Below are 23,793 nucleotides of genomic sequence, written 5' to 3'. Positions count from 1 at the left end.
TATATTGCCGCCGGCGCCGTGCACGAATTACCGCACTGTCGTGGGCTTACCCTGTGGCCTTGCCCTGGCTGGCGCGCCTGAACTGCGTGGGCGCGTGCCCGGTCCAGCGCTGGAAGGCGCGGCGAAAGGCTTCCTCGCTGGCAAAGCCAAGCTGCTCGGCGATCCTGCCCATGCTCCAGCGGGTGGTCCGCAGGCATTGCTCGGCGTATTCCTGCAGGCTGCGCTCGCGCAATTGCCGGTAGCTGCTGCCGTCCGCCGCGAGCCGGCGGCGCAGCGTCGGTTCGCTGACATCGAAGCGCACTGCCAGCTCGGCCAGCGTCGGCAGCCGCGCGCCATGCACCAGCGCCGCGTGCAGCGTGCCGCGCACTTGCTGGCTCAGCGACACTACTTCGACCGGCGCCCCGACCAGCCGGTAAGGCAGGTCCTTCAGGAATGCCTGAAGCTCCGCTGCCCGGCGCACCACCGGACGGTCGAGCAAGGCCTGGTCGAAGTCGAAGCCGTAGGCCGGGTTGCCGGACGTCACCGGCGCATGGAACAGGCCGAGGAACGGCAAGGCGTCCTCGCGCCGCGGATGCGCCAGGCTGACCCGGGTCGGTCGTATCGGCTGGCCCACCAGCCAGCCGAACAGCAGCAGGTAGAAAAACAGCCCGGTCAGGTCTACCAGGCAGGCGGCCGACGATTTCACCCGCCGCAGCGAATCCATCCGAAACACCGCCTGGCCCGCGCGCTCGCCCAGGCTAAGCGCGCCGGCGCGCGGATACAGCATCGCGCAGAAATCGGCCGCGCAGTGGATCGCCTCGCGCAGCGTCTGGCAACTCAACACGCAGCGGCACAGCAGATCCACTTCCTGCCTGCACATCGGCGGGTGGCCGTCGCCCTTGGCCACCAGCGCTTCCAGCCGCTCGATCGCGGCGCGATAGAGCGCGGTGAACTGTGCGGGTCGCGGCGGTTCCGTGCCGGCGGCCGGTACCTCCACGCCCTGCCGTTTCAGCTCATCCAGCAAGCGCTGCACCATGCCGTGCGGAACAGGGACGGGACTCCCCGGGATGTGGGCATTCATGGGCGCTGGTCGTGATTGCTTCGGTAACGGTGATTGATCGTCCGGGTAGGGGTGCGTGGCCAACGGGGCTTCCATAATCGTCCCGGCGGCCATGGAGGTTGCCATGCGCGCAACGCCATGCCTATACGGGACAACCCATGAGAGGACGCCACACAGCCATGATCCACGTACTCGATGAAATCGTGCTCGCGCCCGGCCAGCTGCCCGCGGTGCTTGACCTGCTGGAATCCCGCTACCTGCCCGGCAGCGCCGCCAGGGGCCTGACGCTGCTGCATTGCTGGGTGTCGCCACCCGTGGCGCTGCAAGATGCGCCCAATACGTTGTGGCTGCTGTGGCAAGTGCCGGATGCGCCGGCCTATTACGCCATGCGCGCCGGCATTGACGGTCCCGCCCTCGCCTTCTGGTCGACGGTCGACTCCCTGTGCCAATCCCGCCGCCGCCATGTGATGGCTGCCGCGACACCCGTGCTGCCGCAGCCGAAGGAGCATTGCGATGCGCCTTGAGACCGCGCAACTGCGCCTGCACACCGGCATTTGCGACGGGATGCCCGACCCCGGGCCAGCCCTGCTCGACCGCGTTGAAAGGCTGCCTGGCCTGCACCGGGTGGCGCTCGGCCGCAACCTGACGGGAAGCTGGGGCGCCGGCGACTACACGCTCGACCTGCAATTCAAAACCGGCTCGTCCGGCGCGCAGGCCGATGGCGCCGGTCTCGCCGCGGCGCTGGACGGCATCGCAACGGTCGATCACGTCGCCTATCGGGCGATCGCGGACGGCATGCGTGCGCCGCAACTGCGTGACGGCACCTGGCGCACGCTGATGTTCCGGGTCCGCCCTGAAGCGCCGCCCTGGCAGGTCCACGCACTGGAGCACGATCTGCTGCGGATGCCGACGTACATGCCCGCGATCCGCAACTGGCGGCTGGCCCGCGTGTTGTCGCCGGCCACATGGACCCATGTCTGGCAGCAGGAATTCGCCAGCGCGGACGACCTGCTGGGCGAATACCTGATGCACCCGTTCCATTGGGGACGGGTCGACCGCTGGTTCGACCCGGAGTTTCCGGAATGGACGGTCGAGGCGATCTCCCATGCCTTCTGCCCGCTCGCGACCAGCCTGATTGTCAGCCAGATTGCCAGCCACAACCATAAGGAGGAAAGCGCATCATGACCGCACACGGAACACTGACAGGAAAGATCGCACTAGTGACAGGCGCCAGCCGCGGCATCGGCCGTGCCATCGCGCAGCGCTTCGCGGCGGAAGGCGCGCTGGTGGTGGTCAGCGCACGGCGCGCCGGCAACTCCGGGGAAGATCCTGGCACGCTGGCCGAGACCGTGGCGCTGATCACGCGGCAAGGCGGCCGCGCCATGGCGCTGGCGGCGGATCTCGAGGATGCCGCGCAGCGCGACCAGCTTGTGCTGCGGGCCGCCGAGGCCGCGGGTGGCCTGGACATCCTGGTCAACAACGCCGGCCTGGCCGAATACAGCCCCATCGACGCGATGCCGCTGGACATCTTCGACCGTACCGTGGATCACTACCTGCGCATCCCGTTCGTGCTGAGCCGCGCCGCGATACCGCTGATGCGTGCGCGCGGCGCGGGCTGGATCCTGAACCTGGGCTCGGTCACGGCGCTGTCGCCGGCGCGTCCCTACCAGGACTTTGACCGCGCCGGCGGCGTCACGGCCTACGCGGCCGTCAAGGCCGCCGTCAACCGGTTCACCGAGGGCCTGGCCGCGGAACTGGAGGCCGACGGCATCGCCGTCAATTCGGTGGCGCCAAGCACCGCGATCCTCACACCGGGCAGCGAGCGCTATATCCCCGACGGCTATCCCACCGAGCCTGTGGAATACCTGGTGGAAACCGCGCTGGCGCTATGCAGCGTGCCGGCGCGACTGCACACCGGCCAGATCGCCCATAGCCTGCACTTTCCCGTTGCGCATGGACTGCAGGTCCGCACGCTCGACGGCAAAGGCGTGCTGCCGCCGCCCGTCATCCCGGCCTGGGCGCATCCGGCGCTGGGCCAGCCCGAACTGTCGGCGAGGTAAGCCTCATGCAAGAAAACATGCGCGCGCTCCTGATCGACCGTCACGGCGGCCCCGAGGTCATCCGGCTTGGCGAGGTCGCAACGCCGGCGCCGGCAGCCGGCGAAGTGCTGATCCGCGTCGCTTGCGCCGGCGTGAATCCCGCCGACTGGAAATGCCGCGAGGGTTATCTGAGCGACTTCATGCAGGCCGGCTTTCCCTTCGTGCTTGGCTTCGATGCCAGCGGCGTGGTGGCCGCGGTCGGCGCCGGGGTCACGGGCTTCGTGCGTGGACAGCGGGTGTTTGCGCAAACCGGGGTCGGCGCCGGCCAGTGGGGATCGTATGCGGAATACGTTGCTGTCAGCCAGGATTGCGTGGTGCCGATTCCCGACAACGTCGGATTCGCCGAAGCCGCGGCGGTGCCGACCCCGGCGCTGGCCGCCTGGACCGGACTGTTCGACGATGGCGGACTGCGCCCGGGCCAGACCGTGCTGGTGCACGGGGGCGCGGGCGCGGTCGGCACGTTCGCCGTGCAACTGGCCAGGGCCGCCGGCGCCGCCGTCGCCGCCACCTGCAGCGCGGCCCGCCGCGACGCGCTGCTGGCGCTGGGCTGCGACCTGGCCATCGACTACCGCGCAAGCGATATCGGTGGCGCCGTGCGGGCCTGGGCGCCGGACGGCGTCGACCTGGTGCTCGACGCGGTGGGATGCGGCACCTTGCCGATGGGGCTGGACCTGCTCCGGCCCGGCGGCATCCTTGTGGCTATCCTGACGCTGGTCAGCGGCGACCACGGCCCCGATCCCGCCGAAGCCGCGCGGCGCGGCATGCGCACCGCCGTCGCGTTCAGCAGGATGCCAAGCGGCGCACGGCTCGCGGAAATCGCCGCGCTGATGAACGACGGCCGTTTGCGGCCACCTCGCATCGAATGCCTGCCGCTGGAACAAGCCGGGCACGCGCTCGAGCTGGTGCGGTCAGGCCAGGCGGCGAGCAAACTGGTGCTATGCGTCGCCGCGCCGGGTAACGCGTGAAGGACAGGCACCGGCGCTCATACCCGCTCCCCCTTTGCCAGCGGGACCGCGTGCCTGGCCCGGTTCACATCGCGCATCAGTGCCGTACTGACAAAGGCGATCACGCTGAGCGCACCCAGGTACCAGACGATGTACGCGGGGTCGCCGCCGCCATGATTCAACAGCGACGTGGCCACGATGGGCGCCAGGCCTCCGCCGATCGCACCGGACACCTGCACCGCGATCGAGATGCCGCTATAGCGGACCTCGGGCGGAAACTGGGCGGAGAACAGGCTGCCTTCAGGGCCGTACAGGCATGCATAGACGAGGCCGATCGCGACGGCCATGGCAATCGTGACATTGCCTGCATCGAGCGTTTGCAGCAGCGCGAAGAACTGCGGCGCAAAGACCAGGATCCCCACGGTACCGGCCATGAATACCCACTTGAAGCTGAAGCGGTCACCCAGGATGCCGAACAGCGGCATGGTGAACATCGCGACCGCGGCGCCCCACACCGTGGCATCGAGCATCACGGTCTTGGCTATGCCGAGCGTGCCGGTGGCGTAGGCCAGGGCAAAGGTCACCACGGTGTAGAACCACGTGACTTCCGCCAGGCGGCCGCCGACCACGGTCAGGACCTGGCGCGGATAGCGGCGCAGCACCACCAGCGCCGGCATCTCGACCTTGTCGCCAGACTTTTTCATTTGCTCGAAGTCGGGGGATTCGCTCACTTTCGCCCGGATGAACCAGCCTACCGCCAGCAGCACCACGCTCGCCAGGAACGGCACGCGCCATCCCCACGTCAGCATGTCCTGCTCCGGCAGCGTCGCGACCATGCCCATCGCCAGCGAGGACAGGATCAGGCCCGGTGCCACCCCGGCCTGCGGCAGGCTGCCAAAGAAACCCTTCTTGCCTTCGGGCGCGTGCTCGACCGCCATCAGCACCGCACCGCCCCACTCGCCCCCGACCGCGACGCCCTGCAGGAAGCGCAGCAGCACGAGCGCGACCGCGGCCCAGTAGCCGATGCTGTCATAGGACGGGATCAGGCCGATCAGGATGGTCGGGATGCCCATCATGAACAGCGTGATCAGCAGCATGGACTTGCGTCCGACCCGGTCGCCGAAATGGCCAAAGACGATGCCACCCAGCGGGCGCGCAAAGAAGCCGACCGAGTAAGTGGCAAAAGCCGCCAGGGTCCCGGTCAGCGGATCGAACGAGGGAAAGAAGATCTTGTTGAAGATCAGGGCCGCGGCGGTGCCGTAGAGGAAGAAGTCATACCATTCGATGGTCGTGCCCATCATGCTGGCGAGGCCCGCCGTGATGTAGTGGCGGCGCGAGCGCATGCCTTGTTGCGTGGTCATCGTCTTGTCTCCTTGTCTGTTCTGATGCGTGCTGCCAGCGCGTCACGGCTTGACGTACGGCGCGATGCCGTGCGTCTGGCGCGCCCAGTACGCGAACGTGGAGTTGACGATGGACGGCTTCAGCAAGTAGTCGTGAGCCTCCCTGGCCAGCTCGTCATCGACCGGCGTGAGCGGACCGAAAGCCTGCGCGCGGATCTGCATCCGGGCAGCGCGCTCGAGATAGACGGAGAGGTAGGTCGCCTCTTCGCAGGTCTTGCCTGCGGTCAGATAGCCGTGGTGCGCGAGGATGATCGCGCGCTTGTCACCCAGCGCTTCCGAGATGATCACGCCTTCCTGGTCTGCGATCGGGACCCCTGGCCAGTCGCCGAGGAACGCGCAGTCGTTGTGCAGGGGGGTCATGTCCATCTGCGCGATGACCAGAGGCTGGCGTGCGGCAGCAAGGGCGCTGGCCCACGGCGAATGGGTATGGATGATGGCGTTGACGTCCGGCCGGGCGTCGTAGACCCACAGGTGGAAGCGCGTGGCCGGGTTGGCCATGCCGCCGCCGCTGAGCGCGTTGAGATCGCGATCGACCTCGATAAAATCCGCCGGCGTCGCTTCGTCGAAGCCGAGGCCGAAACGCAGCGTCCAGTAAGCGCCCGGACGTTCGGAACGGACACTGATCTGGCCCGCCAGGCCGGCTTCCTGCTCCGTCATGGCCAGGATCCGGCAGGCATAGGCCATGGTCTCCTGCGTGGTGCGCGACTGGCGCGGCAGGTGCTTCGCCATGTCGCTGGACGCGCGCTGGTCGAAGTACGACTTGTCTCTGAGGGGGGCGTTCATACTGGTTTTCTCCGGGTTTTCCCTGCGACGAGAGGTCGAAAGGATCGGGATCCAGTATGGGATTGGGGTTCCAGGCGAGCTACGGAGCCGGCTTCATAGCAGCTATGTCATGGCTTCACGTGTCCAGTGCCTTGGCAACCTGGAGCGCACATGAAAGCAGCGCGGCGGCCAGCGGCAAGGACTGGCGTTCGGGATGCGCCACCGCCACCATGCGCCGCTTCAACAGCGGCGCATGGATCTTCACCTTGCACAGGCCATACTCGGCCAGCAGCTTGTCGGGCAGGCGGCTCGGCAGGATGCAGGACCCTACCCCGGCGGAAACCAGCTTGAGCATGGCATCCACCGTTTCCGCCTCGGCGACATAAGCGCCCTTCAGGCCGGCGCTATCGAGCATCCGTCGCAGCGCATAGCCATGCGGGAAGGCAACCAGGCGCAGGTCGCGGCCGGCCAGGTCGACGCCGGGATCGTCCGCAGCCGGGGCCGTGCTGCCCCGTTCCACCAGGCACATGGTATCGTCGAAGAGCGGATAAACCACCAGCGCGGCCGTGTCCACCGCGGTATCGTAGGCCACGCCCAGATCCGCCTTGCCGCTTTCCACCAGGGCCACGACCTCCGGCGAACTGCGCCCCATCATCGACAGGTTGACCCCGGGATGCGCACTGACGAAACTCGCCACCACATCGCCGATGAAGTAATAGCTGACCGTATGGACCAGGGCCAGCCTGACTGTCCCTTCGGTACTGCCATGCGCGTCGCGGATTATGTCCACGGCGTGATCGATGGCGCGATAGGGCCCTTCGATCGCTTCCTGCAGCTTTTGCCCGGCTTCGGTCAGGGCAACGCCACGCCCCGTTCGCGTAAACAACGCCTTGCCAAGGTGGGTTTCGAGCGCGGCCAGTTGCTTGCTGACGCCGGACTGCGTCTGGTTCAGGTCATCCGCAGCCTTCGACAGCGACTTGAGCGAAGCAATACGCAAGAAGCTGCGCAGCAGGCGGTCTGGCGTTTCCATGTCGGGGGCAGGTAGTTTTGCTGCCATTCTGCATGGGGCGTGGCCCTGGCCGCAACCGCGCCGCGGCGCCGGTGCGGCGCCCATGCAGAATTTCCCGCCGCCTTTGACCTCACGTCGCGGCGGGGATCCCCGCAGGCGCTGCCGCGTCAGGCCGCATTCCGCCGCGCCGCGCCGCGATATTGCGCCAGCAGCGCCTCGCGCCGCACCGCCGCCGCGGCCATGCTGGCCTCCTTCACGTGACCGTAGCCACGGATATCGTCCGGCAGCGTGGCCAGGGCCAGGGCGGTGTCGAAGTTGTCCGCGCTCAGCGAACCCGCGAACTCTTCGACCATGGCCAGGTAGTCGCTGACCAGCGCGCGCTCGGCGCGGCGCTCGGCGGTCTTGCCGAACACATCCAGCGCGGTGCCGCGCAGGCCCTTCAGGCGCGCCAGCAGGCGGAATGCCGTCATGGTGCGGGGACCGAAGCGACGCTTGACCAGATGGCCCTTGGCGTCAGCCTTGGCCAGCAGCGGCGGCGCCAGCCAGAAATTGAGCTGGTAGTCGCGGCCGGGCTCGCCTTCGAACTGCGCGCGCAGCTTGTCGAGGAAGGCGGGATCGGTGTACAGGCGCGCCACCTCGTACTCGTCCTTGTACGCCATCAGCTTGGCCAGGTTGCGGGCCACGGCCTCGGTCAGCGGCAGCTTGCGGTCGATGCCCAGCTGCTGCTCCGCGGCGCGGATGCGGGCCACGGCGTCGCGATAGCGCGCGGCATAGGCGGCGTTCTGGTAACCGGTCAGCATCGCCTCGCGCTTGCGGATCAGCGCGTCGAGCGTCTGCGGCATCGCCACCACCTGCGCGCTGGCGGCGGCCGGCGCAGCCGGCAGCAGCGCCTTGACCGCGGCCTCGCCGTGGTGGGCCAGGTAACGGCCCCATTCGAAGGCGAGACGGTTCTTGTCGACCGACACCCCATTGAGTTCGATCGCGCGCACCAGGCTGGCGTGCTGCAGCGGGATCCAGCCCTTCTGCCAGGCAAAGCCCAGCAGCAGCGGGTTGGAATAGATCGCGTCGGCCAGCAGGGTCACGGCCCAGGCGCTGGCGTCGAAGAAGGCGCAGGCCTCGCCCACGCTGGCGCGCAGGTCCTGCTCGGCGCTGGCGCCGGGGAACTTCCATTTGGGGTTCTTGATGAACTCCGCGGTGGGGGTGTTGGCGCTGTTGACCACGGCGGCGGTCAGCCCGTGCCGGACCTTGGACAGCACTTCGGCCGAGGCCGAGACGATGGCGTCGCCGCCGATCACCAGGCGCGCCTCGCCGGTGGCGATGCGGGTCGCATGCAGGTGTTCCGGGACCGGCGCGATCTGCACGTGGCTGATCACCGCCCCGCCCTTCTGCGCCAGGCCGGCCATGTCGAGCACGGTCACGCCCTTGCGCTCCAGGTGCGAGGCCATGCCCAGCAGCCCGCCGATGGTGACCACGCCGGTGCCGCCGACGCCGGTCACCAGCACCCCGTACGGCCGCTCCAAAGCCGGCAGCCGCGGCTGCGGCAGCGCCGCGAAGTCGGCGCCGCTGCCCTTGCCAGCCGCCGCCGCGGGCTTGCGCACCTGCGCGCCCTCGGCGGTGACGAAGCTGGGGCAGAAGCCGTTGACGCAGGAGAAGTCCTTGTTGCACGACGACTGGTTGATCCGCCGCTTGGTGCCGAGCTCGGTCTCGAGCGGCTCCACCGACAGGCAGTTGGACTTGGCCGAGCAGTCGCCGCAGCCTTCGCACACCGCATCGTTGATAAAGGCGCGCTTGGCCGGATCCGGATAGGTGCCGCGCTTGCGGCGGCGGCGCTTCTCGGTGGCGCAGGTCTGGTCGTAGATCAGGATGGTGACGCCTTCGGTGTCGCGCAGCTCAAGCTGCACGGCATCGAGCTGGTCGCGATGCAGCACCGCCACGCCGGACGGCAGCATCGCGCCATCGCCGTACTTGGCGGGCTCGTCGGTGACCACCACCAGCTTCTTCGCGCCCTCGGCCAGCACCTGGTGCGCGATCTGCGGCACCGTCAGCACGCCGTCGATGGGCTGCCCGCCGGTCATCGCCACCGCATCGTTGAACAGGATCTTGTAGGTGATGTTGGCCCGGGCCGCGATCGACGCGCGGATCGCCAGCAGCCCGGAATGGAAGTACGTGCCGTCGCCCAGGTTGGCGAACACGTGCTTGTCGTCGGTGAAATGCATCTGGCCCGTCCACGCCACGCCCTCGCCGCCCATCTGGCTGAAGGTCTCGGTATTGCGGTCCATCCACAAGGTCATGTAGTGGCAGCCGATGCCGGCCAGCGCGCGCGAGCCTTCCGGTACGCGCGTCGAGGTGTTGTGCGGGCAGCCCGAGCAGAACCACGGCTTGCGCTCCACCGCGATGCGCGGCTGCGCCGCTTCGCGCTCCTTGGCCTCGATCAGCGCCACGCGCGCGGCGATGCGTGCGCGCACCTCGGCCGGCAGGTCGAAGCGTTCCAGCCGGCGCGCGATGGCCTTGGCGATCAGCGCCGGCGACAGCTCGTAGTGCGCGGGCAGCAGCCAGTCGCCGCGCGGCACCGACCACTCGCCGCCGTCGTTGCCGCGCTGGTCGAACTTGCCGAACACCTTGGGCCGCACATCCTCGCGCCAGTTGTACAGCTCTTCCTTCAGCGCGTATTCGAGGATCTGGCGCTTTTCCTCGACCACCAGGATCTCTTCCAGGCCGGTGGCGAATTCGCGCGCGCCGTGGGCCTCCAGCGGCCACACGCAGCCGACCTTGTAGACGCGGATGCCGATGCGGGCGCAGGTGTCGTCATCCAGGCCCAGGTCCACCAGCGCCTGGCGCACGTCCAGGTACGCCTTGCCGGCGGTCATGATGCCGAAGCGCGCGTTGGGCGAATCGAGCACCACCCGGTTCAGGCGGTTGGCGCGCACGTAGGCGAGCGCCGCATACCACTTGTGGTCGAGCAGCCGCGCTTCCTGCTCCAGCGGGGAATCCGGCCAGCGGATATTGAGGCCGCCCGCCGGCATGGCGAAGTCCTGCGGCAGCGCGACCTGCACGCGGTTTGGGTCGATCTCGACCGAGGCGGTCGACTCGACCACGTCGGTGACGCACTTCATCGCCACCCACAGGCCGGAATAGCGGCTCATGGCCCAGCCATGCAGGCCGTAGTCCAGGTATTCCTGCACGTTGGCGGGATACAGCACCGGAATGCCGGCCGCCTGCAGCACGTGCTCGGACTGGTGGGCCACGGTCGAGGACTTGGCGGCATGGTCGTCGCCGGCCAGCAGCAGCACGCCGCCATGGCGCGACGATCCGGCCGAGTTGGCGTGCTTGAGCACGTCGATGGAGCGGTCCACGCCCGGGCCCTTGCCGTACCACATCGAAAACACGCCATCGCGCTTGGCGCCGGGGAACAGGTTGACCTGCTGGCTGCCCCAGACCGCGGTGGCGGCCAGGTCTTCGTTGACGCCCGGCTGGAACACCACGTCGCTGGCCGCGAGATGCTGCTTGGCCTTCCACAGCGCCTGGTCGACGCCGCCCAGCGGCGAGCCGCGGTAGCCAGAGATAAAGCCGGCGGTGTTGAGCCCGGCGGCGCGGTCACGCGCCTTCTGCAGCATCGGCAGGCGCACCAGCGCCTGCACGCCGCTCAGGTAGACACGGCCCTGGTCCAGGGTGTACTTGTCGTCCAGGCTGGCGCTGGCCAGGGCTTCGAGCAAGGCGGGATTGAGCGGGGCATTCACGATGTGGGTCTCCGGGCTTTGTTCTGGGTGCTTTATTTGCTGTCCGAAGGAGTGTAGAAACCGGCGCGGTCATCGTAAAATCATGAATTCCAACACCTGATATCTGCAAAACGGATACCTCGGAGACATCATGTTCAAGGCGCGCGAAGGTTCGGAAAGACTGGCCAAGGAAGTCACGCTGCGGCAGTTCCGCTATTTCGTCGCGGCGGCGGAAACCGGGCAGTTCTCGATGGCGGCGACCGCCGAGCACGTGTCGCAGTCGGCCGTGACCAATGCCGTGCTGGCGCTGGAGCAGCGCCTGGGCGTGCGCCTGTTCGAGCGGCGGCCGCATGGCGTGACGCTGACGGCCGAAGGCCACCTGTTCTTCCAGCATGCGCGCCAGATCCTGGATTCGGTCGAAGACGCGCTGCGCGAGCCGCGTTTCCAGGTGCACGGGCTGCAGGGCAGCGTGCGGCTGGCGGCGTCCTACACCGTGCTGGGATACTTTTTGCCGGGATTGCTGGCGCGCTTCCGCACCAACTATCCGGATATCGAACTGGACCTGCTCGACATGGACCGCCCCGACATCGAGCGCGCCGTGCTGGCGGGCGAGATCGAGTTCGGCATCGCGCTGCTGTCCAACCTGGAGAAGCCACAGCGCTTCCAGCGCCATACGCTGATGCGCTCGCGGCGCCAGCTGTGGACGTCGGCCAGCCATCCGCTGCTTGAGGTGGAGCGACCCTCGCTGCGCGATATCGCGGCGTATCCGTACTTGCTCATCACCGTCGACGAGGCCGAGGACTCGACGCTGCGCTACTGGCGCAGCCACCGGCTCGCGCCCAATATCGCCTTCCGCACCGGCTCGATGGAAGCACTGCGCGGGCTGGTGGCGCATGGCTTCGGCGTCACCGTGCTGTCCGACATGGTGTATCGGCCGTGGTCGCTGGAAGGCAAGCAGATCGAGGCCCGGCCGATTGCCAATGCGGTGCCCGACATGGAGGTCGGCATGCTGTGGCAGCCCGGCCGCAAGCTGGGCAAACCCGCCGATGCACTGCGGGAATTCCTGATCCACGCTTGCGGCAGCTGAAGCGGGCAAGCGTGTGGGGGGCCGGCTTGCCCCGGCCCGGAGCCTTTAATTCAGCGTGGCGCCAGCCTGCTTGACGATGCGCGCATGCTTGTCCAGTTCGCTCCTGAAGAACGGCACCGCCGCGTCGGCGCCGGTGCCTGTCACCACCAGCCCTTGCGCCGACAGCTGCTCCTGCACCTCGCGTTCGCGCAGCGTGGCCTGGATCTTCGCCTGGAGGTCCTGCACAGCCGGCTTCGGCATGCCCGCGGGACCGACGATCGCCAGCCACGCGTCGAAGCTGTAGCGCGGCACGCCCGACTCCGCCAGCGTTGGCACCTCGGGCAGCGCCGGCACCCGCTGCGCGGTGGACACGGCGATCGCCCGCAGCTTGCCCGCCTTGATCAGCGGCAGCACCGCCTGCACGGTGAGGAAGCCCATCTGCACCTGGCCGCCGACCAGGTCCGTAGTGTAGTTGCCGGCGCCCTTGTACGGCACATGGCGGATATCCACCTTGGCTTCGCTGGCCAGCAGCTGGCCGGCCAGGTGCAGCACCGTGCCGTTGCCCGACGAGCCGTAGTTCAGTTCGCCCGGCTTCGACTTCAGCAGCGCGAGCAGGTCCCTGGTGTTGTGCGCGCTCACCGCGGGATTGACCACCAGCACCAGCGGCAGCGTGCCGATCACGGTGATCGGCGTGATGTCCTGCAGCGCGTCGTACGGCAGGCTCTTGTAGATAAACGGGTTGATGACGTGGTTCGACGAGATCAGGCCCAGCGTCGAGCCGTCTTTCGGCGCGCGCACGATCTGCTGGGTGCCCGGCACGCCGCCGGCGCCGGCGATATTCTCGACCACCACCGACTGGGCCAGCTGCTTGCCCAGCGGCTGGCTCAGCGCGCGGGCCACGGCATCGGCCTGCGACCCCGGCTGGGTCGGCACGATCAGCCTGAGCGGCTTGCCATCCTGCGCATGGACTGGAACGGCCTGGACGGCCAGTGCCGCGAGCGTGATCAGGGCCGCAAGCGCCTTGCACGCCTGTCGAAACAGCGAGGTCTGCATGTGTTGTCTCCGTGGGTCGAATCGCACCGTGGACGGTGGCTTTGGCACGGAGTGTAGGGTTGCGACGCCGCGGTGGCCGAGTGCTAATCCGCTGCACCGGGTATCTCAGCCCGGCATAGCATCGGTACCAGCCTTTGGCTGCAGCGCCTCGATCATCGCGGCAATCGCACGCAACCGCGGCTGCTTGTATGGCGCATAGATGCGCAACTGGCGCTGGCGCCACGGTTCATCCAGCGGCACGCGCACAAAGCGCCGCGTTCCGGCATAGGCCGCGCCGGCACTGGCCGGCAGCACGGCGATGCCCAGTCCCGCCTCCACCATGCGGCAGGCCGCCTCGAAACTCGACACCGCCACCCCCTGGTTGAACGGCAGCCGCAGGTTGGCCGCCTGCTCGCGCAGGTCCTGGTCGAGCGCGCCGCCCGGCTGCACCACCACCAGCGGATGTTCCAGCACCTCGGCATAGCGCATGCGCTTGCGCCGGGCCAGCGCATGCGACGACGGCACCACCACATTGAGCGGATCGCTGGCGAAGGCCCATGATTCCAGCCCGCCCGGCGTCTTGGCCGCGACGCCGATGCCGACGTCGGCGCGGTCATCGAGGCAGGCACGTAGCGTTTCCGCGGTGGAGCGCTCGTACAGCGCGATCTCGACCAGCGGATGCGCCGCCTTGAACGCATGCAGGCGCTCCGGCAGGAAACCGATGATGGCCGATGGGCTGGCCGACACACGCACCACGCCGGCGACCCGGTCGCCCAGGTCCTGCACCTCGCGCGCGAAGCTGGCGATGTCCTCGTTCAGCTTGCGCCCCAGTTCCAGCGCGCGGGCGCCGGCATCGGTCAGCACCACGCCGGCAGGCGAGCGCACGAACAGCACCACCCCCAGGCTGCGCTCCAGTTCCGCGATGCGCCGGCTCAGCGCCGACTGGGCGATATGCTCGGTTTCAGCCGCGCGCTTGATCGAGCCTTCACGGGCCGCGGCCAGGAACAGCTGGATGTTGACGGGATCGATGCGGTGCATGGGTCAGTGCGCCCGGGTGGGCAGGCCGGAATGTCGCCCGATACTAACCTTGCGGCGAGCGTCACGCATGACCACCGCGTTTACCCTGATATGCCTGGCGCAGATAGCCGCGATGCCGCATCAGCGCTTCGTGCGCGCGCGCCAGGGCCGGTAGAGTTGCGCCGAAATGCCTTCGGAGATCCTGCATGAGCGCCATCGGGGCCACGGCCCGCATCCTGTTCCTCGCCGACTCGGCGTCGGCCATGACGGCACAGCTGCAGGGGCAGCCGATGACGCTGGTCACCGCCGGCGCTCTGCGCGACGACGTTTCCACGGACGAGATCACGCCGGTGCCGATCCTGACGCACTATGACGACGCGCTCGGCCGCTTTCCCTATACCGGCTACAAGGTCGAAGGTGTCTGCCCGGTCCCGGCCGGCGCGATCCGCGAAGGCGGCTTCGCCGTAACCGTTGCCGGCAACCGCTACGGCAAGGGCTCGTCGCGCGAGCATAGTCCGGCAGCGGAGAAGCTGGCCGGCATCCGCCTCGTCATCGCCCGCAGCTTCGAGCGCATCTACCGCCAGAATGCCGACAACATCGGCCTGTTCACCTCGACCAACTTCAGCCTGCTCACCCGGCTGGAGCAAGGCGAGCCCATCGACGCGGACACGCTGGTGGCCGGGCGCGACGCCCTCGCCGCCGCCATCCTGCGGCATGGCGGCCTGCTCAGGTTCGGCCAGGCGTACCTGAGCAACGTGGAACCCGCGCCCTGCGGCCACCCCACCGGCCCGCAGACCCTGTTCGAGAAAATCGTGCAACGGCATCTGCTCGCAACGCCGGTGACGCCGGAGCGCCCGGTCGCGGGCGACGGCATTTTCGTGCGGGCCGACTGGCGCTTTATCCACGAGTACTACACCGGCATGTGCGCCCACATGCTGCACGCGGCGTTCGGCAAACCGCTGCGGCTCAGGAATGCGGACCGCATCGTGGTGTTCGAGGACCACACCTCCTATGTCGGCGAAAGCCCGGCCCACGTGCGCGGCGGCCTGGTCGACAACGTCGCGCGCATGTGCGCGGCGCAGCGTGACTTCGTGCGCGACTACCAGCTCCGGTGCCATCGCACGCTGACCGAGGCCGAGTCCCGCGGCGCCGCGGTCGCGCGTGCGGCCGGCATCTCGCACGCCATGATGGCCGAGCGCTATGCCCTGCCGGGGCAAGTCGTGGTCGGCACCGATTCCCACACCCCGCACAGCGGCGCGCTGGGCTGCGTGGCGTTCGGCGTCGGCACCACCGACATGGCCAACGCCTTCGTCACCGGCGCGGTGCGCATGACCCTGCCGCAATGCCTGCTGGTGCGCCTGCAGGGCGTGCTGGCGCCGGGCGTCACCGCCAAGGACGTGGTGCTGCACCTGCTGGCCCGGGCCGACATCAAGGCCGGCGCCGGCGTCGGCAAGGTGTTCGAGTTCAGCGGACCGGTCGTCAGCGCGATGTCGATCGACGAACGCGCCACGCTGACCAATATGTGCGCCGAACTGGGCGGCTTCACCGGCATCGTCGCGCCCGATGCGCAGACCGTGCGCTTCCTGAAGGAACGGCGAGGCATCGATTTCGAGATCGAGCCCTGGATGCGCAGCGACGACGACGCCACGTTCGCCGCCACCCTCGACATCGACTGCGGCACGCTCGAGCCCATGGTGGCCCGCCCCGGCGATCCGGGCAACGGCATGCCGCTCGCCGCGCTGACGCAGCGGGTGGCCGTCGACATTGCCTACGGCGGCTCGTGCACGGCGGGCAAGCGCGAGGACTTCGACCGGTACCACGAAGTGCTGCACTGGGCCGTGCAACGCGGCCTGCGCCTTGCGCCGCAGGTCACGCTCTACCTGCAGTTCGGCACCACCGACGTGCGCGACTATTGCATCCGCCAGGGCTACCTGGAGACGTTCCAGGCCATCGGCGCGCGCATCCTCCAGCCGTCGTGCGGCGCCTGCGCCAACTGTGGCCCGGGGTCGTCGGAGCGGCCGGAGCAGGTGACGGTCAGCTCGATCAACCGCAACTTCCCGGGGCGCTCCGGTCCGGGACAGGTCTGGCTGGCCAGCCCGCCGACGGTGGCGGCCAGCGCGATCTGCGGGGAACTGGTGTCGTTCGAGGAGCTCCAGCGGCGCTACCGCGATGGCGCGGCGTAGGCTCAGCCTGATGCGCCGGCACCGCTGCCGGCATCAGCCACCCGGACCCGCCTTCGCATAGTCCATGCCGAAGTCCGCCAGGCAGTGCAGGTTCTGCGACCGGATCGCGTCCGTCATGAAGTCGACGAACACGCGGATGCGCGACGGCAGGTGCTGCCGGCTCAGGTAGCAGAGATAATGGCCGCGATCGTCCGGCGCATGCCGGCCCAGCGCGGTGACCAGCGCGCCGCGGGCGATCGGCTCGCACACCTGATAGCCTGCCATCTGCGCCAGGCCCAGCCCGTCCAGCACCGCCGCGAGCACCAGATCCGGATCGTTGAAGGTCAGCCTGCCGGCAGGCAGCAGCTTGCGCAGGTGGCCGTCCACCTTGAACTCCCATTCCAGCACGCGCGCGCCGCCGACCCGGGTATGGATGCATTGATGCCGGACAAGATCGTCCAGCGTCAGCGGCAAGCCGTGCCGCGCGGCATACGCCGGCGACGCGCACACCGCCATCTGCATCGGGATCAGTTGCCTGGCGATGATGCTGGAATCCTCGATACGCCCGTTGCGGAACGCCACGTCGATCTTCTCCGCCGCGAAGTCCAGCGGGCGGTCGTCCAGCAGCAGGTCGAGCGAGATCTCCGGATAGGCCGCCGAGAACCGCGTCAGCAGCGGTGCCACCACCTTGCGCCCGAAGCCGGTGGCCGCGCTGATGCGCAGCAGGCCGCGGGGCGGCCCCTGGCGCAGCGCGAGCATGTCGTTCATGGCTTCGACGATTTGCGCCACGCCCTGGTGGCAGTTCTCGAAGAACCGCTCGCCCTCGCGCGTCAGCCGGGTGGAACGCGTGGTGCGCAGGAACAGCCGTGTGCTCAGTTGCGTTTCCAGCTTCTGCACATTGCGGCTGACCGCGGAGCGGCCGATGCCGAGCCGCTCGCCCGCCCTGGAGAAGCTGCCTTCGGTGGCCACCGCCATGAAGGCGATGATGCCGGCATAGCTGGCTGCGAAGCTGGCGGACAAGCCGTCGGCGCGGTCGGGGGCGCGGTCGGGCACGCCCTCGCGCCGGCCGTGCTGCTGCCCCCGTTGCAACTGGCCGGATGTGCCCATGTCCGGGCCGGCGCGCCTGGCGGGGGACGCCGGACGGAGATCGGGAACGACGATGTCCATGTCAATGCCTTTCGGCGCAATGCCGGGGTTCGGGTCCACGCTGCGCGGCGCATGACCATGCCGGGATCTTAATGAGCCGCCACGGGCCGGGTAAATGCCAGATGCCCCTCGATTTCTGCCAGCCGGCCGCTGCAGCACGCAACAATGCAGACATGGCGATGCGCCAGACCCAGGCCGCAGCCGCTTCGTGGCGCAGGCGTCGCACGCCCCGCGACAGCGGCCGTCGCGCCTTGCAGCGGATCGCGCGCCTGGCATAACATCGACCGACTTTCGCGATCCTTGCCATGGCCCGTTCCGCATCTGCGCCCGCCGCACACGACTCTGCCCTGCCGTTCGACCACCACCCGCGGGGCCTGCTGTTCGTCGCCTTTCCCGGCATGAGCGTGCTTGACCTCACCGGGCCGCAAACCGCGTTCTGGGCGGCGTCGCGCCACGCGCGCGAACGCGGCCTGGCCGGCTACCGCATTTACCTGGCCAGCGAGCATGGCGGCCTGACCGCGTCAGCCGAAGGCACGTCCGTGGATACTTTGCCGCTTGATGCCATCGACCTGCGGCGCATCGACACCATCGTCCTGCCCGGCGCGCCCGAGATGATCACGCTGCTGGACAGCGCCGCGTCCCTGGTCGCCTGGCTGCGGCAGGCCGCCGCCCAGGTGCCCCGCGTCGCCTCGGTCTGCAGCGGCGCCTTCCTGCTGGCGCAGGCGGGCCTGCTCGACGGCAAGCGCGCGGCTACCCACTGGGCCATGCATGCGGCGTTCCGCGCGCGCTTTCCCGCGGTCACGCTGGACCAGGACGCCATCTTCGTGCGCCAGGATCGGATCTGGACCTCGGCCGGTGTGACCACCGGCATCGACATGGCGCTGGCGCTGGTCGAAGCGGACTATGGCCACGACATCTCGCTGAGCGCGGCGCGGGAACTGGCGGTGTTCATCAAGCGCCCCGGGGGCCAGCCCCAGCTCAGCGAAATGCTGCTGACGCAGAGCCGGCAGGTGCCGTTGTTCGAGGCCCTTCATCTCTGGATCGTCGAGAACCTGTCGCGGGAAACGCTGTCGGTGGAGCAGCTTGCCGAGCAGGCCGGCATGAGCCCGCGCAACTTTGCACGGGTGTACAAGCAGCAGACCGGCCGCACGCCGGCCAAGGGGGTGGAGCATTTCCGGCTGGAAGCCGCGCGGCGGCTGCTGCAGGACCCGCACCGGCCGGTCGACCAGATCGCCAGGCAATGTGGCTTCGGCAGCGAGGAACGGTTGCGCCTGGCCTTCCAGCGCCACCTGGGCGTCTCGCCCAGCGCGTACCGCGCCGGGATCATCGGCTGACGGGCATCGCCCGCGCGGCCGGGCGATTGGTGCCGGACGGGAAACACCGCGCATCCGCCAGCGGCGCTACCGCGTCGCGCCTCGTTCACCTAGCATGGGACATGGGTCGCCTGCCCATTCCATCCAACTGAACCCGAGGTGCATGATGAAGATCGTTGTAATTGGCGGTACCGGGCTGATCGGCAGCAAGGTCGTGTCCCGCCTTGCCGCGCAAGGCCACGAAGTGGTGGCGGCATCGCCAAAGACCGGCGTGGACACACTGACCGGCGCCGGCCTCGACCAGGCGCTGGCGGGCGCGCAGGTGGTCGTCGACGTGGCCAATTCTCCGTCGTTCGCCGACGATGCCGTCCTGCATTTCTTCGAGACCTCGGGCCGCAACCTGGCGGCGGCGGAGAAGGCGGCCGGCGTCGCGCACCATGTGGCGCTGTCGGTGGTCGGCACGGACAAGCTCGCCCAGAGCGGCTACTTCCGCGGCAAGATCGCGCAGGAAGCCCTGATCCGCAACGCCGGCATCCCCTACACCATTGTCCGCGCCACGCAGTTCCTCGAGTTCCTTGGCGGCATCGCGCAATCGGGCACGGACGGCGATACGATCCGCCTGTCGTCCGCGTCGATCCAGCCGATTGCGTCCGACGACGTGGCCGAGGCCGTGGCCGACCATGCGCTTGCTGATCCCGCCAACGGCATCGTCGAAATCGCCGGGCCGCAGCGCTTTGCGCTGAGCGACCTGGTGCAACGCTATCTCGAAGCCACCGGTGATCCGCGCAAGGTGGTCGTCGACGCCAGGGCCCGCTATTTCGGCGCCGAGCTGGACGATGGCACGCTGGTTCCCGAGGGCCCCGCGCGGCTGGGCAGGACCAGTTTCGAGGCATGGCTGCGACAGCGCCAGCAAGCGCGCGCCTGACCCCAGGGCCGGCCCATGGCGAACCGGAAGCTGCAAGCGCCGCCGTTGAGCCTGCTCGACAAATATCGCGGGCCCGGCTTCGATCCGCTCTACACCACCACCGTCACCGTCACGGGTGGCGAAACCGGACACGGGCGCGCCTCCGGCGTGGCCCGCTCCGATGACGGCAACCTCGTCATCGACCTGCGGCTGCCGGCCGCGCTGGGAGGCCCGGGCCACGGCACCAACCCGGAACAGCTGTTCGCCGCGGGCTATGCCGCGTGCTTCCATGGCGCCCTGCACCTGCTGGCCCGGCGCGCCCGCCTCCGTATCGACCACCTCGCCGTGGAAGTCGAAGTCGCCTTCGGCCGCGACCCCGTGGACGGCGCCTATGCGCTGTCCGCGGAGCTCCGCGTCAGGATGCCGGGCGTGGCCCGGGCGCTGGCCGAAGAACTGGTGCGCAATACCGAGCGCTTCTGCCCCTATGTGAAGATGGCCCGGCAAGGCATTGCCAGCGTCGTGGCGGTGGTGGAATGACGCAGCTCGTCCGATACCTGCCGCCACGACGCGCCGGCAGTACCTTAGTCGGCAATGGCTTCCAGCGCCCTGCCGCGGGTTTCGATGCCGAACCGGAGCACGATTGCCGCCGCGGCAAGGAAACACAGCGCGCCCAGGCAGAACACGCCAGCTTGCCCCGCGACGGGCAGCACCAGGCCCACCAGCGTCGGCCCCAGCAGCGAGCCGATGCGCCCCACCGTCGAAGCCATGCCACAGCCAGAAGCGCGAGCGCGCGTGGGATAGAGCTCCGGGGTATAGGTATAGAGCACCGCCCACATGCCGAACATGAAGAACTGCATCATGCCGCCGGAGAGGAATAGCGCCAGCGGCTCCGACGCCGAGCCAGCGACCCGGCCATAGATAAAGACCATGCACGCCCCGCCGACCAGCGTCGCCACGCAGGCGGGCTTGCGTCCCCAGCGCTCCACCACCCACGCCGCCCAAAGGAAGCCCGGAATCCCGCCGATCGAGATATACACCGTGTACAACACGGACTTGGTCACATCCAGTCCCGATTGCTGCAGCAGCGCGCCGATCCACGTATTGAGGCCGTAGAACCCCAGCAGGGCAAAGAACCACAGCCCCCAGACAGTCAGGGTCCGGCTGCGGTACGCGCGCGACCACAGCACGCGCAATCCCGTTGCCTCCGGCTCCGCCGCCGCAGCCGCCGGAGTGACTTCCGGCAATGCATCAAGCTTCATCCGCCGCATCACCGACTGCTCGATGCGTTCGACGATCGCTGCGGCTTCGGCATGGCGCCCCTGCGATTCCAGCCAGCGCGGAGACTCGGGGACGAAGCGCCGAACCACGATCAGGAAGAGCGCCGGCACCGCGCCAAGCAGGAACATCGTGCGCCAGGTATAGGCGCTCAGCACGTAGTACGACATCAGGCCAGCGCAGATGAACGCGATCGGCCAGTTGCCGTCCATCAATGCCAGGTACTTGCCGCGCTGCCGCGCCGGGATGAACTCCGACATCAGCGTCTGTGCCAGTGGCAGTTCCATGCCCATGCCGATGCCGAGCAAGAGCCGGTATGCGCCCAGTTCCATGGGGTTGCTCGCGGTCGAACAGAGATAGCTGCCCACGCCCCAGATGATCATGCTGACCTGGAACACGGGCTTGCGTCCGAACCTGTCGGCAAGCACTCCCGAACTGAGCGCGCCGACGGCCATGCCGACAAAGCTGGCGCTTCCGAGCATGCCCGCTTGCGCAGCGGTCAAGCCAAACTCCGTGCGTATCGAACCCAGCAAATACGTCATCATGGCCAGGTCGAGATTGTCGAAGAAGAAGGCCAGCGCAATGATTGCAAACAGAAGGCGGTGATACCCGCATACGGGCAGCCGTTCCAGGCGGTCGCCGGTGCGCACGCGCATCAGCTCGAGAGGGGTGTGCTTCATCTTGTCTCCAGTCGTTCTAGTGCCAGTGCTCTATGGCGCTGGCGCAAGCAATAACGCGTGGTTGCGCTATCGCTCGCTACTGTCGCTTGCGGCCAAGTGCGCGACGCGCGCCGGAACGCCAAGGTCTGTCTCGCAGGCGCCAATGCATTGGAGGAGCTTGTGTCGAGCCACCGAGCATAAAAAAGAGGTGCCGAAGCACCTCTTCATGTCATGCGATTGCGAGCCCTACTTCTCCCCAAACCGATGGGGATCGAACGCTTCCGGCGGCAGGCCGGACAGCGTCGCGCCGGACTGGAACGGATAGCGCAGGTACGGCGCGCGCGGCTGCCCTGGCGGCGAATACTGTCCGTCAGCGAGGATGCGCTTCTTCGCGCTCAACTCGCGGATTTCGCAGCGATAGGCCACGATCTGGCTGGCCGCGCCATCCTCGATCGGCGAGTAGTCCTTCTCGGGCCGGAACTTGTCCAGCGCCCGGTACTGATGCGCGCGCACCTCTTCGGTACTGTCACGCAGCCGGACTTCACAGCGCGCGATGACGCTGAAATACTCGAGGCTGGTGTTCTGGCCCTTCGGCGCTTTCAGCAAGGCCACGGGCCGATCGATTTCGATCGTGACCAGCGGGTTCGCCCGGATCGCGGCGGCAAGCTTGCCGAACCTGGAACTGTGGATCAGGAACGCGTCGCCGGTGAAGGTAAAACTCTGCGCCGTGACATAGGGGTACGGTTCGTCATGCACCGCCACGCGGCAGATCAGCTCATCCTTCAGGAAGGCTTCGATGGCCGGCCAGTCGGTCCAGGCCAGGTCGGTCCTGCGCATCTCGCCGCGCAAGTAGGCGGGGGTTGAACTTGTCATGGTGTGGTCTGCTGGTTGGGTTCAAGAAGCCGCATTTGCGCGCGTTCCGGTCCTAGTCCGATGCCGCGCAGGGGCCGGCCGATCGCCTGCGCCAGCCATGCGAGCAGCGCTTCAAGCTGCGGGGGCAGCGGCGAGGCGGCATCCGTCGGTATGGCGCCCTGCGCGAACGCGGGAAATTGCAGCACGCGCTGGCTTGCGCTACCGGCCTCGCCAGCGACGACTACCGGAATGCAACGCTCGGGCGTATGGGAAAAGGCGGCCAGGCTGTCGCATTTGTTGAGATACACCTCGTCGACGCCGGCCTGCTGTATCGCGAGCCGCAGTTGCGCAACGTCAAGCAGGCCCACGCGCCGTGGCCGGCCGGTGCCGGTGCCGTACTCGTTCGCCAGCATCCGGATGGCCACGCCGGTCGAGAATGCATCCGCTTCGGCGAGCAACGTCAGCGGATCGTGGTTTGCCGCTTCGTCGGCGCGGCCGCGGCCCGCATGTGCCGCCGCGGCGCAATAGGCTTCGGAACGCTGCCCGCCCAGTTCGGTCGGCAGCGGGCCGTTGCCGACCCGGGAAACGATGGCCTTGGCCACGCCGATGGTCTTGCGGTGATAGCGGCACGGCAGATCTCCTCCCACGTAGGCGTAGGCGGGCAGCGTATGGCTGGACGTGACCCACGGCTGGACGCCATGCACCACATCCAGCATCACCGACTGCGCTCCCTCGAACAGTACCCTTGCACCGGCCTCGACCCGACGTAGCAATGCGACCGCATCGTCCGTCACGAACGGCCGAACCACTGTCCACGCGCGGCGCATACCGTCGACCATCGCCGCGATAGCCTCGCTATCGTCATCGGCCTGCGCAGCCAGCCGGGTCATCCGCTCGAACACATGGTCCTCGTCGCGGCGCAGGTCGCGCAACTGGAACGCCACCCGCTCGGCGCCCCGCATCCGGGCCGCCAGATCGGCGTAGCACGGGCCGATGCCGTTGCCGGTGGTGCCGATCCGTGCGCCATCGCGGCGGTCCGCCAGCACATGCCGCGGCTGAACCAGCGGACACCTGTCGCTGATTGTCAGCCGTCCCTCCAGGCTGATACCTTGGGCCGCCAGCATCGCAATCTCGGATGCCAGCTGCTGCAACCCGACCACGCAGCCCGAGCCGATGTAAAGCGCAACGCCAGGGTGCAGCACGCCAGAAGGCACTTGCCGCAGCCGCAGCGCACCGGCGGGCGTGGCGATGGTATGTCCGGCGTTGGCCCCGCCATTGAAACGCGCAATCACGTCATACCCGGCAGCCAGGTGATCAACGATTCGGGCCTTGCCCTCGTCGCCAAATTGCAGGCCTACCAGGACGTCGGCATAGCCGGCCTTTGTCGCGGCGCCCATC

At 68.3% G+C, this 23,793-nt stretch carries 20 protein-coding genes; 9 read left to right on the top strand and 11 right to left on the bottom strand.

Translation table 11 applies throughout. From position 1 onward, the window contains the following. Positions 1-46: 46 nt before the first annotated feature. Positions 47-1,060 (bottom strand): AraC family transcriptional regulator, encoded by a 1,014-nt coding sequence (locus U9J39_RS11620; RefSeq protein WP_240991350.1) that lies wholly within the window; start codon positions 1,058-1,060, stop codon positions 47-49. Positions 1,061-1,218: 158 nt separating this feature from the next. Here U9J39_RS11620 and U9J39_RS11615 point away from each other — a divergent pair, with 158 nt between their 5' ends. Genes U9J39_RS11615 through U9J39_RS11600 form a run of 4 tightly spaced genes read left to right on the top strand, consistent with a single transcriptional unit; the run spans position 1,219 to position 4,103 of the window. After that, positions 1,219-1,563, top strand: coding sequence for a hypothetical protein (locus U9J39_RS11615; RefSeq protein WP_326347095.1), 345 nt, complete (start codon positions 1,219-1,221; stop codon positions 1,561-1,563). Next, positions 1,553-2,224: a Dabb family protein gene (locus U9J39_RS11610; RefSeq protein ID WP_115713519.1), complete on the top strand. Its 672-nt coding sequence runs from the start codon at positions 1,553-1,555 to the stop codon at positions 2,222-2,224. The genes U9J39_RS11615 and U9J39_RS11610 overlap by 11 nt, the downstream gene beginning before the upstream one ends. After that, positions 2,221-3,099: an SDR family NAD(P)-dependent oxidoreductase gene (locus U9J39_RS11605; RefSeq protein ID WP_326347094.1), complete on the top strand. Its 879-nt coding sequence runs from the start codon at positions 2,221-2,223 to the stop codon at positions 3,097-3,099. The genes U9J39_RS11610 and U9J39_RS11605 overlap by 4 nt, the downstream gene beginning before the upstream one ends. Positions 3,100-3,104: 5 nt before the next feature. Then, positions 3,105-4,103: an NADP-dependent oxidoreductase gene (locus U9J39_RS11600; protein WP_240987802.1), complete on the top strand. Its 999-nt coding sequence runs from the start codon at positions 3,105-3,107 to the stop codon at positions 4,101-4,103. A 17-nt stretch (positions 4,104-4,120) separates the two neighbouring features. Here U9J39_RS11600 and U9J39_RS11595 read toward each other — a convergent pair whose 3' ends face one another. The 4 genes from U9J39_RS11595 to U9J39_RS11580 form a co-directional block, all read right to left on the bottom strand. Further along, positions 4,121-5,443 (bottom strand): MFS transporter, encoded by a 1,323-nt coding sequence (locus tag U9J39_RS11595; RefSeq protein WP_115713521.1) that lies wholly within the window; start codon positions 5,441-5,443, stop codon positions 4,121-4,123. A gap of 42 nt (positions 5,444-5,485) precedes the next feature. Continuing rightward, on the bottom strand, positions 5,486-6,265 hold the full coding sequence (locus U9J39_RS11590) for an aldolase (RefSeq protein WP_116314240.1): 780 nt from the start codon (positions 6,263-6,265) through the stop codon (positions 5,486-5,488). 115 nt (positions 6,266-6,380) lie between these two features. Next, a complete protein-coding gene (locus tag U9J39_RS11585; RefSeq protein WP_326347198.1) occupies positions 6,381-7,274 on the bottom strand; it encodes a LysR family transcriptional regulator in 894 nt (297 codons plus the stop codon). Positions 7,275-7,420: 146 nt separating this feature from the next. After that, positions 7,421-10,990: an indolepyruvate ferredoxin oxidoreductase family protein gene (locus U9J39_RS11580; RefSeq protein WP_326347093.1), complete on the bottom strand. Its 3,570-nt coding sequence runs from the start codon at positions 10,988-10,990 to the stop codon at positions 7,421-7,423. A 130-nt stretch (positions 10,991-11,120) separates the two neighbouring features. Here U9J39_RS11580 and U9J39_RS11575 point away from each other — a divergent pair, with 130 nt between their 5' ends. Further along, positions 11,121-12,056 carry a LysR substrate-binding domain-containing protein gene (locus U9J39_RS11575; protein ID WP_018007449.1) on the top strand — a complete coding sequence of 312 codons (936 nt, stop codon included), beginning with the start codon at positions 11,121-11,123 and terminating at the stop codon, positions 12,054-12,056. A gap of 45 nt (positions 12,057-12,101) precedes the next feature. Here U9J39_RS11575 and U9J39_RS11570 read toward each other — a convergent pair whose 3' ends face one another. Together U9J39_RS11570 and U9J39_RS11565 are read right to left on the bottom strand one after the other, a co-directional pair. Then, positions 12,102-13,088 carry a tripartite tricarboxylate transporter substrate binding protein gene (locus U9J39_RS11570; protein WP_116314237.1) on the bottom strand — a complete coding sequence of 329 codons (987 nt, stop codon included), beginning with the start codon at positions 13,086-13,088 and terminating at the stop codon, positions 12,102-12,104. A 105-nt stretch (positions 13,089-13,193) separates the two neighbouring features. Then, positions 13,194-14,105, bottom strand: a complete 912-nt coding sequence (locus U9J39_RS11565) for a LysR family transcriptional regulator (RefSeq protein WP_115713527.1) — start codon at positions 14,103-14,105, stop codon at positions 13,194-13,196. Positions 14,106-14,290: 185 nt separating this feature from the next. On the opposite strand from U9J39_RS11565, the gene U9J39_RS11560 reads away from it, so the two are divergent. Beyond that, complete coding sequence (locus tag U9J39_RS11560; protein ID WP_326347092.1) at positions 14,291-16,267, top strand: aconitase family protein; 1,977 nt, start codon at positions 14,291-14,293, stop codon at positions 16,265-16,267. Between the two features lie 33 nt (positions 16,268-16,300). Here the strand turns inward: U9J39_RS11560 and U9J39_RS11555 are convergent, their stop codons facing one another. Further along, positions 16,301-17,353: a LysR family transcriptional regulator gene (locus U9J39_RS11555; RefSeq protein WP_373429594.1), complete on the bottom strand. Its 1,053-nt coding sequence runs from the start codon at positions 17,351-17,353 to the stop codon at positions 16,301-16,303. Between the two features lie 344 nt (positions 17,354-17,697). Between U9J39_RS11555 and U9J39_RS11550 the strand changes: the two genes are divergently transcribed. The 3 genes from U9J39_RS11550 to U9J39_RS11540 all read left to right on the top strand — a co-directional run bounded on the left by U9J39_RS11550 (position 17,698) and on the right by U9J39_RS11540 (position 20,146). Then, complete coding sequence (locus U9J39_RS11550) at positions 17,698-18,726, top strand: GlxA family transcriptional regulator (RefSeq protein ID WP_116314235.1); 1,029 nt, start codon at positions 17,698-17,700, stop codon at positions 18,724-18,726. Between the two features lie 145 nt (positions 18,727-18,871). Further along, positions 18,872-19,630: an SDR family oxidoreductase gene (locus U9J39_RS11545; RefSeq protein ID WP_326347197.1), complete on the top strand. Its 759-nt coding sequence runs from the start codon at positions 18,872-18,874 to the stop codon at positions 19,628-19,630. Positions 19,631-19,645: 15 nt separating this feature from the next. Continuing rightward, positions 19,646-20,146 (top strand): Ohr family peroxiredoxin, encoded by a 501-nt coding sequence (locus U9J39_RS11540; protein ID WP_326347091.1) that lies wholly within the window; start codon positions 19,646-19,648, stop codon positions 20,144-20,146. A 44-nt stretch (positions 20,147-20,190) separates the two neighbouring features. On the opposite strand, the gene U9J39_RS11535 is transcribed toward U9J39_RS11540, so the two are convergent. From U9J39_RS11535 to U9J39_RS11525, 3 genes are all read right to left on the bottom strand, one after another. Further along, complete coding sequence (locus U9J39_RS11535; RefSeq protein ID WP_115713531.1) at positions 20,191-21,564, bottom strand: MFS transporter; 1,374 nt, start codon at positions 21,562-21,564, stop codon at positions 20,191-20,193. A 225-nt stretch (positions 21,565-21,789) separates the two neighbouring features. Further along, positions 21,790-22,416, bottom strand: coding sequence for a pyridoxamine 5'-phosphate oxidase family protein (locus U9J39_RS11530; RefSeq protein ID WP_198036076.1), 627 nt, complete (start codon positions 22,414-22,416; stop codon positions 21,790-21,792). After that, positions 22,413-23,792, bottom strand: a complete 1,380-nt coding sequence (locus U9J39_RS11525; protein ID WP_326347090.1) for an adenylosuccinate synthetase — start codon at positions 23,790-23,792, stop codon at positions 22,413-22,415. The genes U9J39_RS11530 and U9J39_RS11525 overlap by 4 nt, the downstream gene beginning before the upstream one ends. Position 23,793 lies beyond the last annotated feature (1 nt).

Origin of the sequence: Cupriavidus sp. SS-3 (assembly GCF_035818815.1) — a bacterium.
GTDB classification, from domain to species: domain Bacteria; phylum Pseudomonadota; class Gammaproteobacteria; order Burkholderiales; family Burkholderiaceae; genus Cupriavidus; species Cupriavidus taiwanensis_C.
This window is presented reverse-complemented; position numbering and strand designations above follow the sequence as displayed.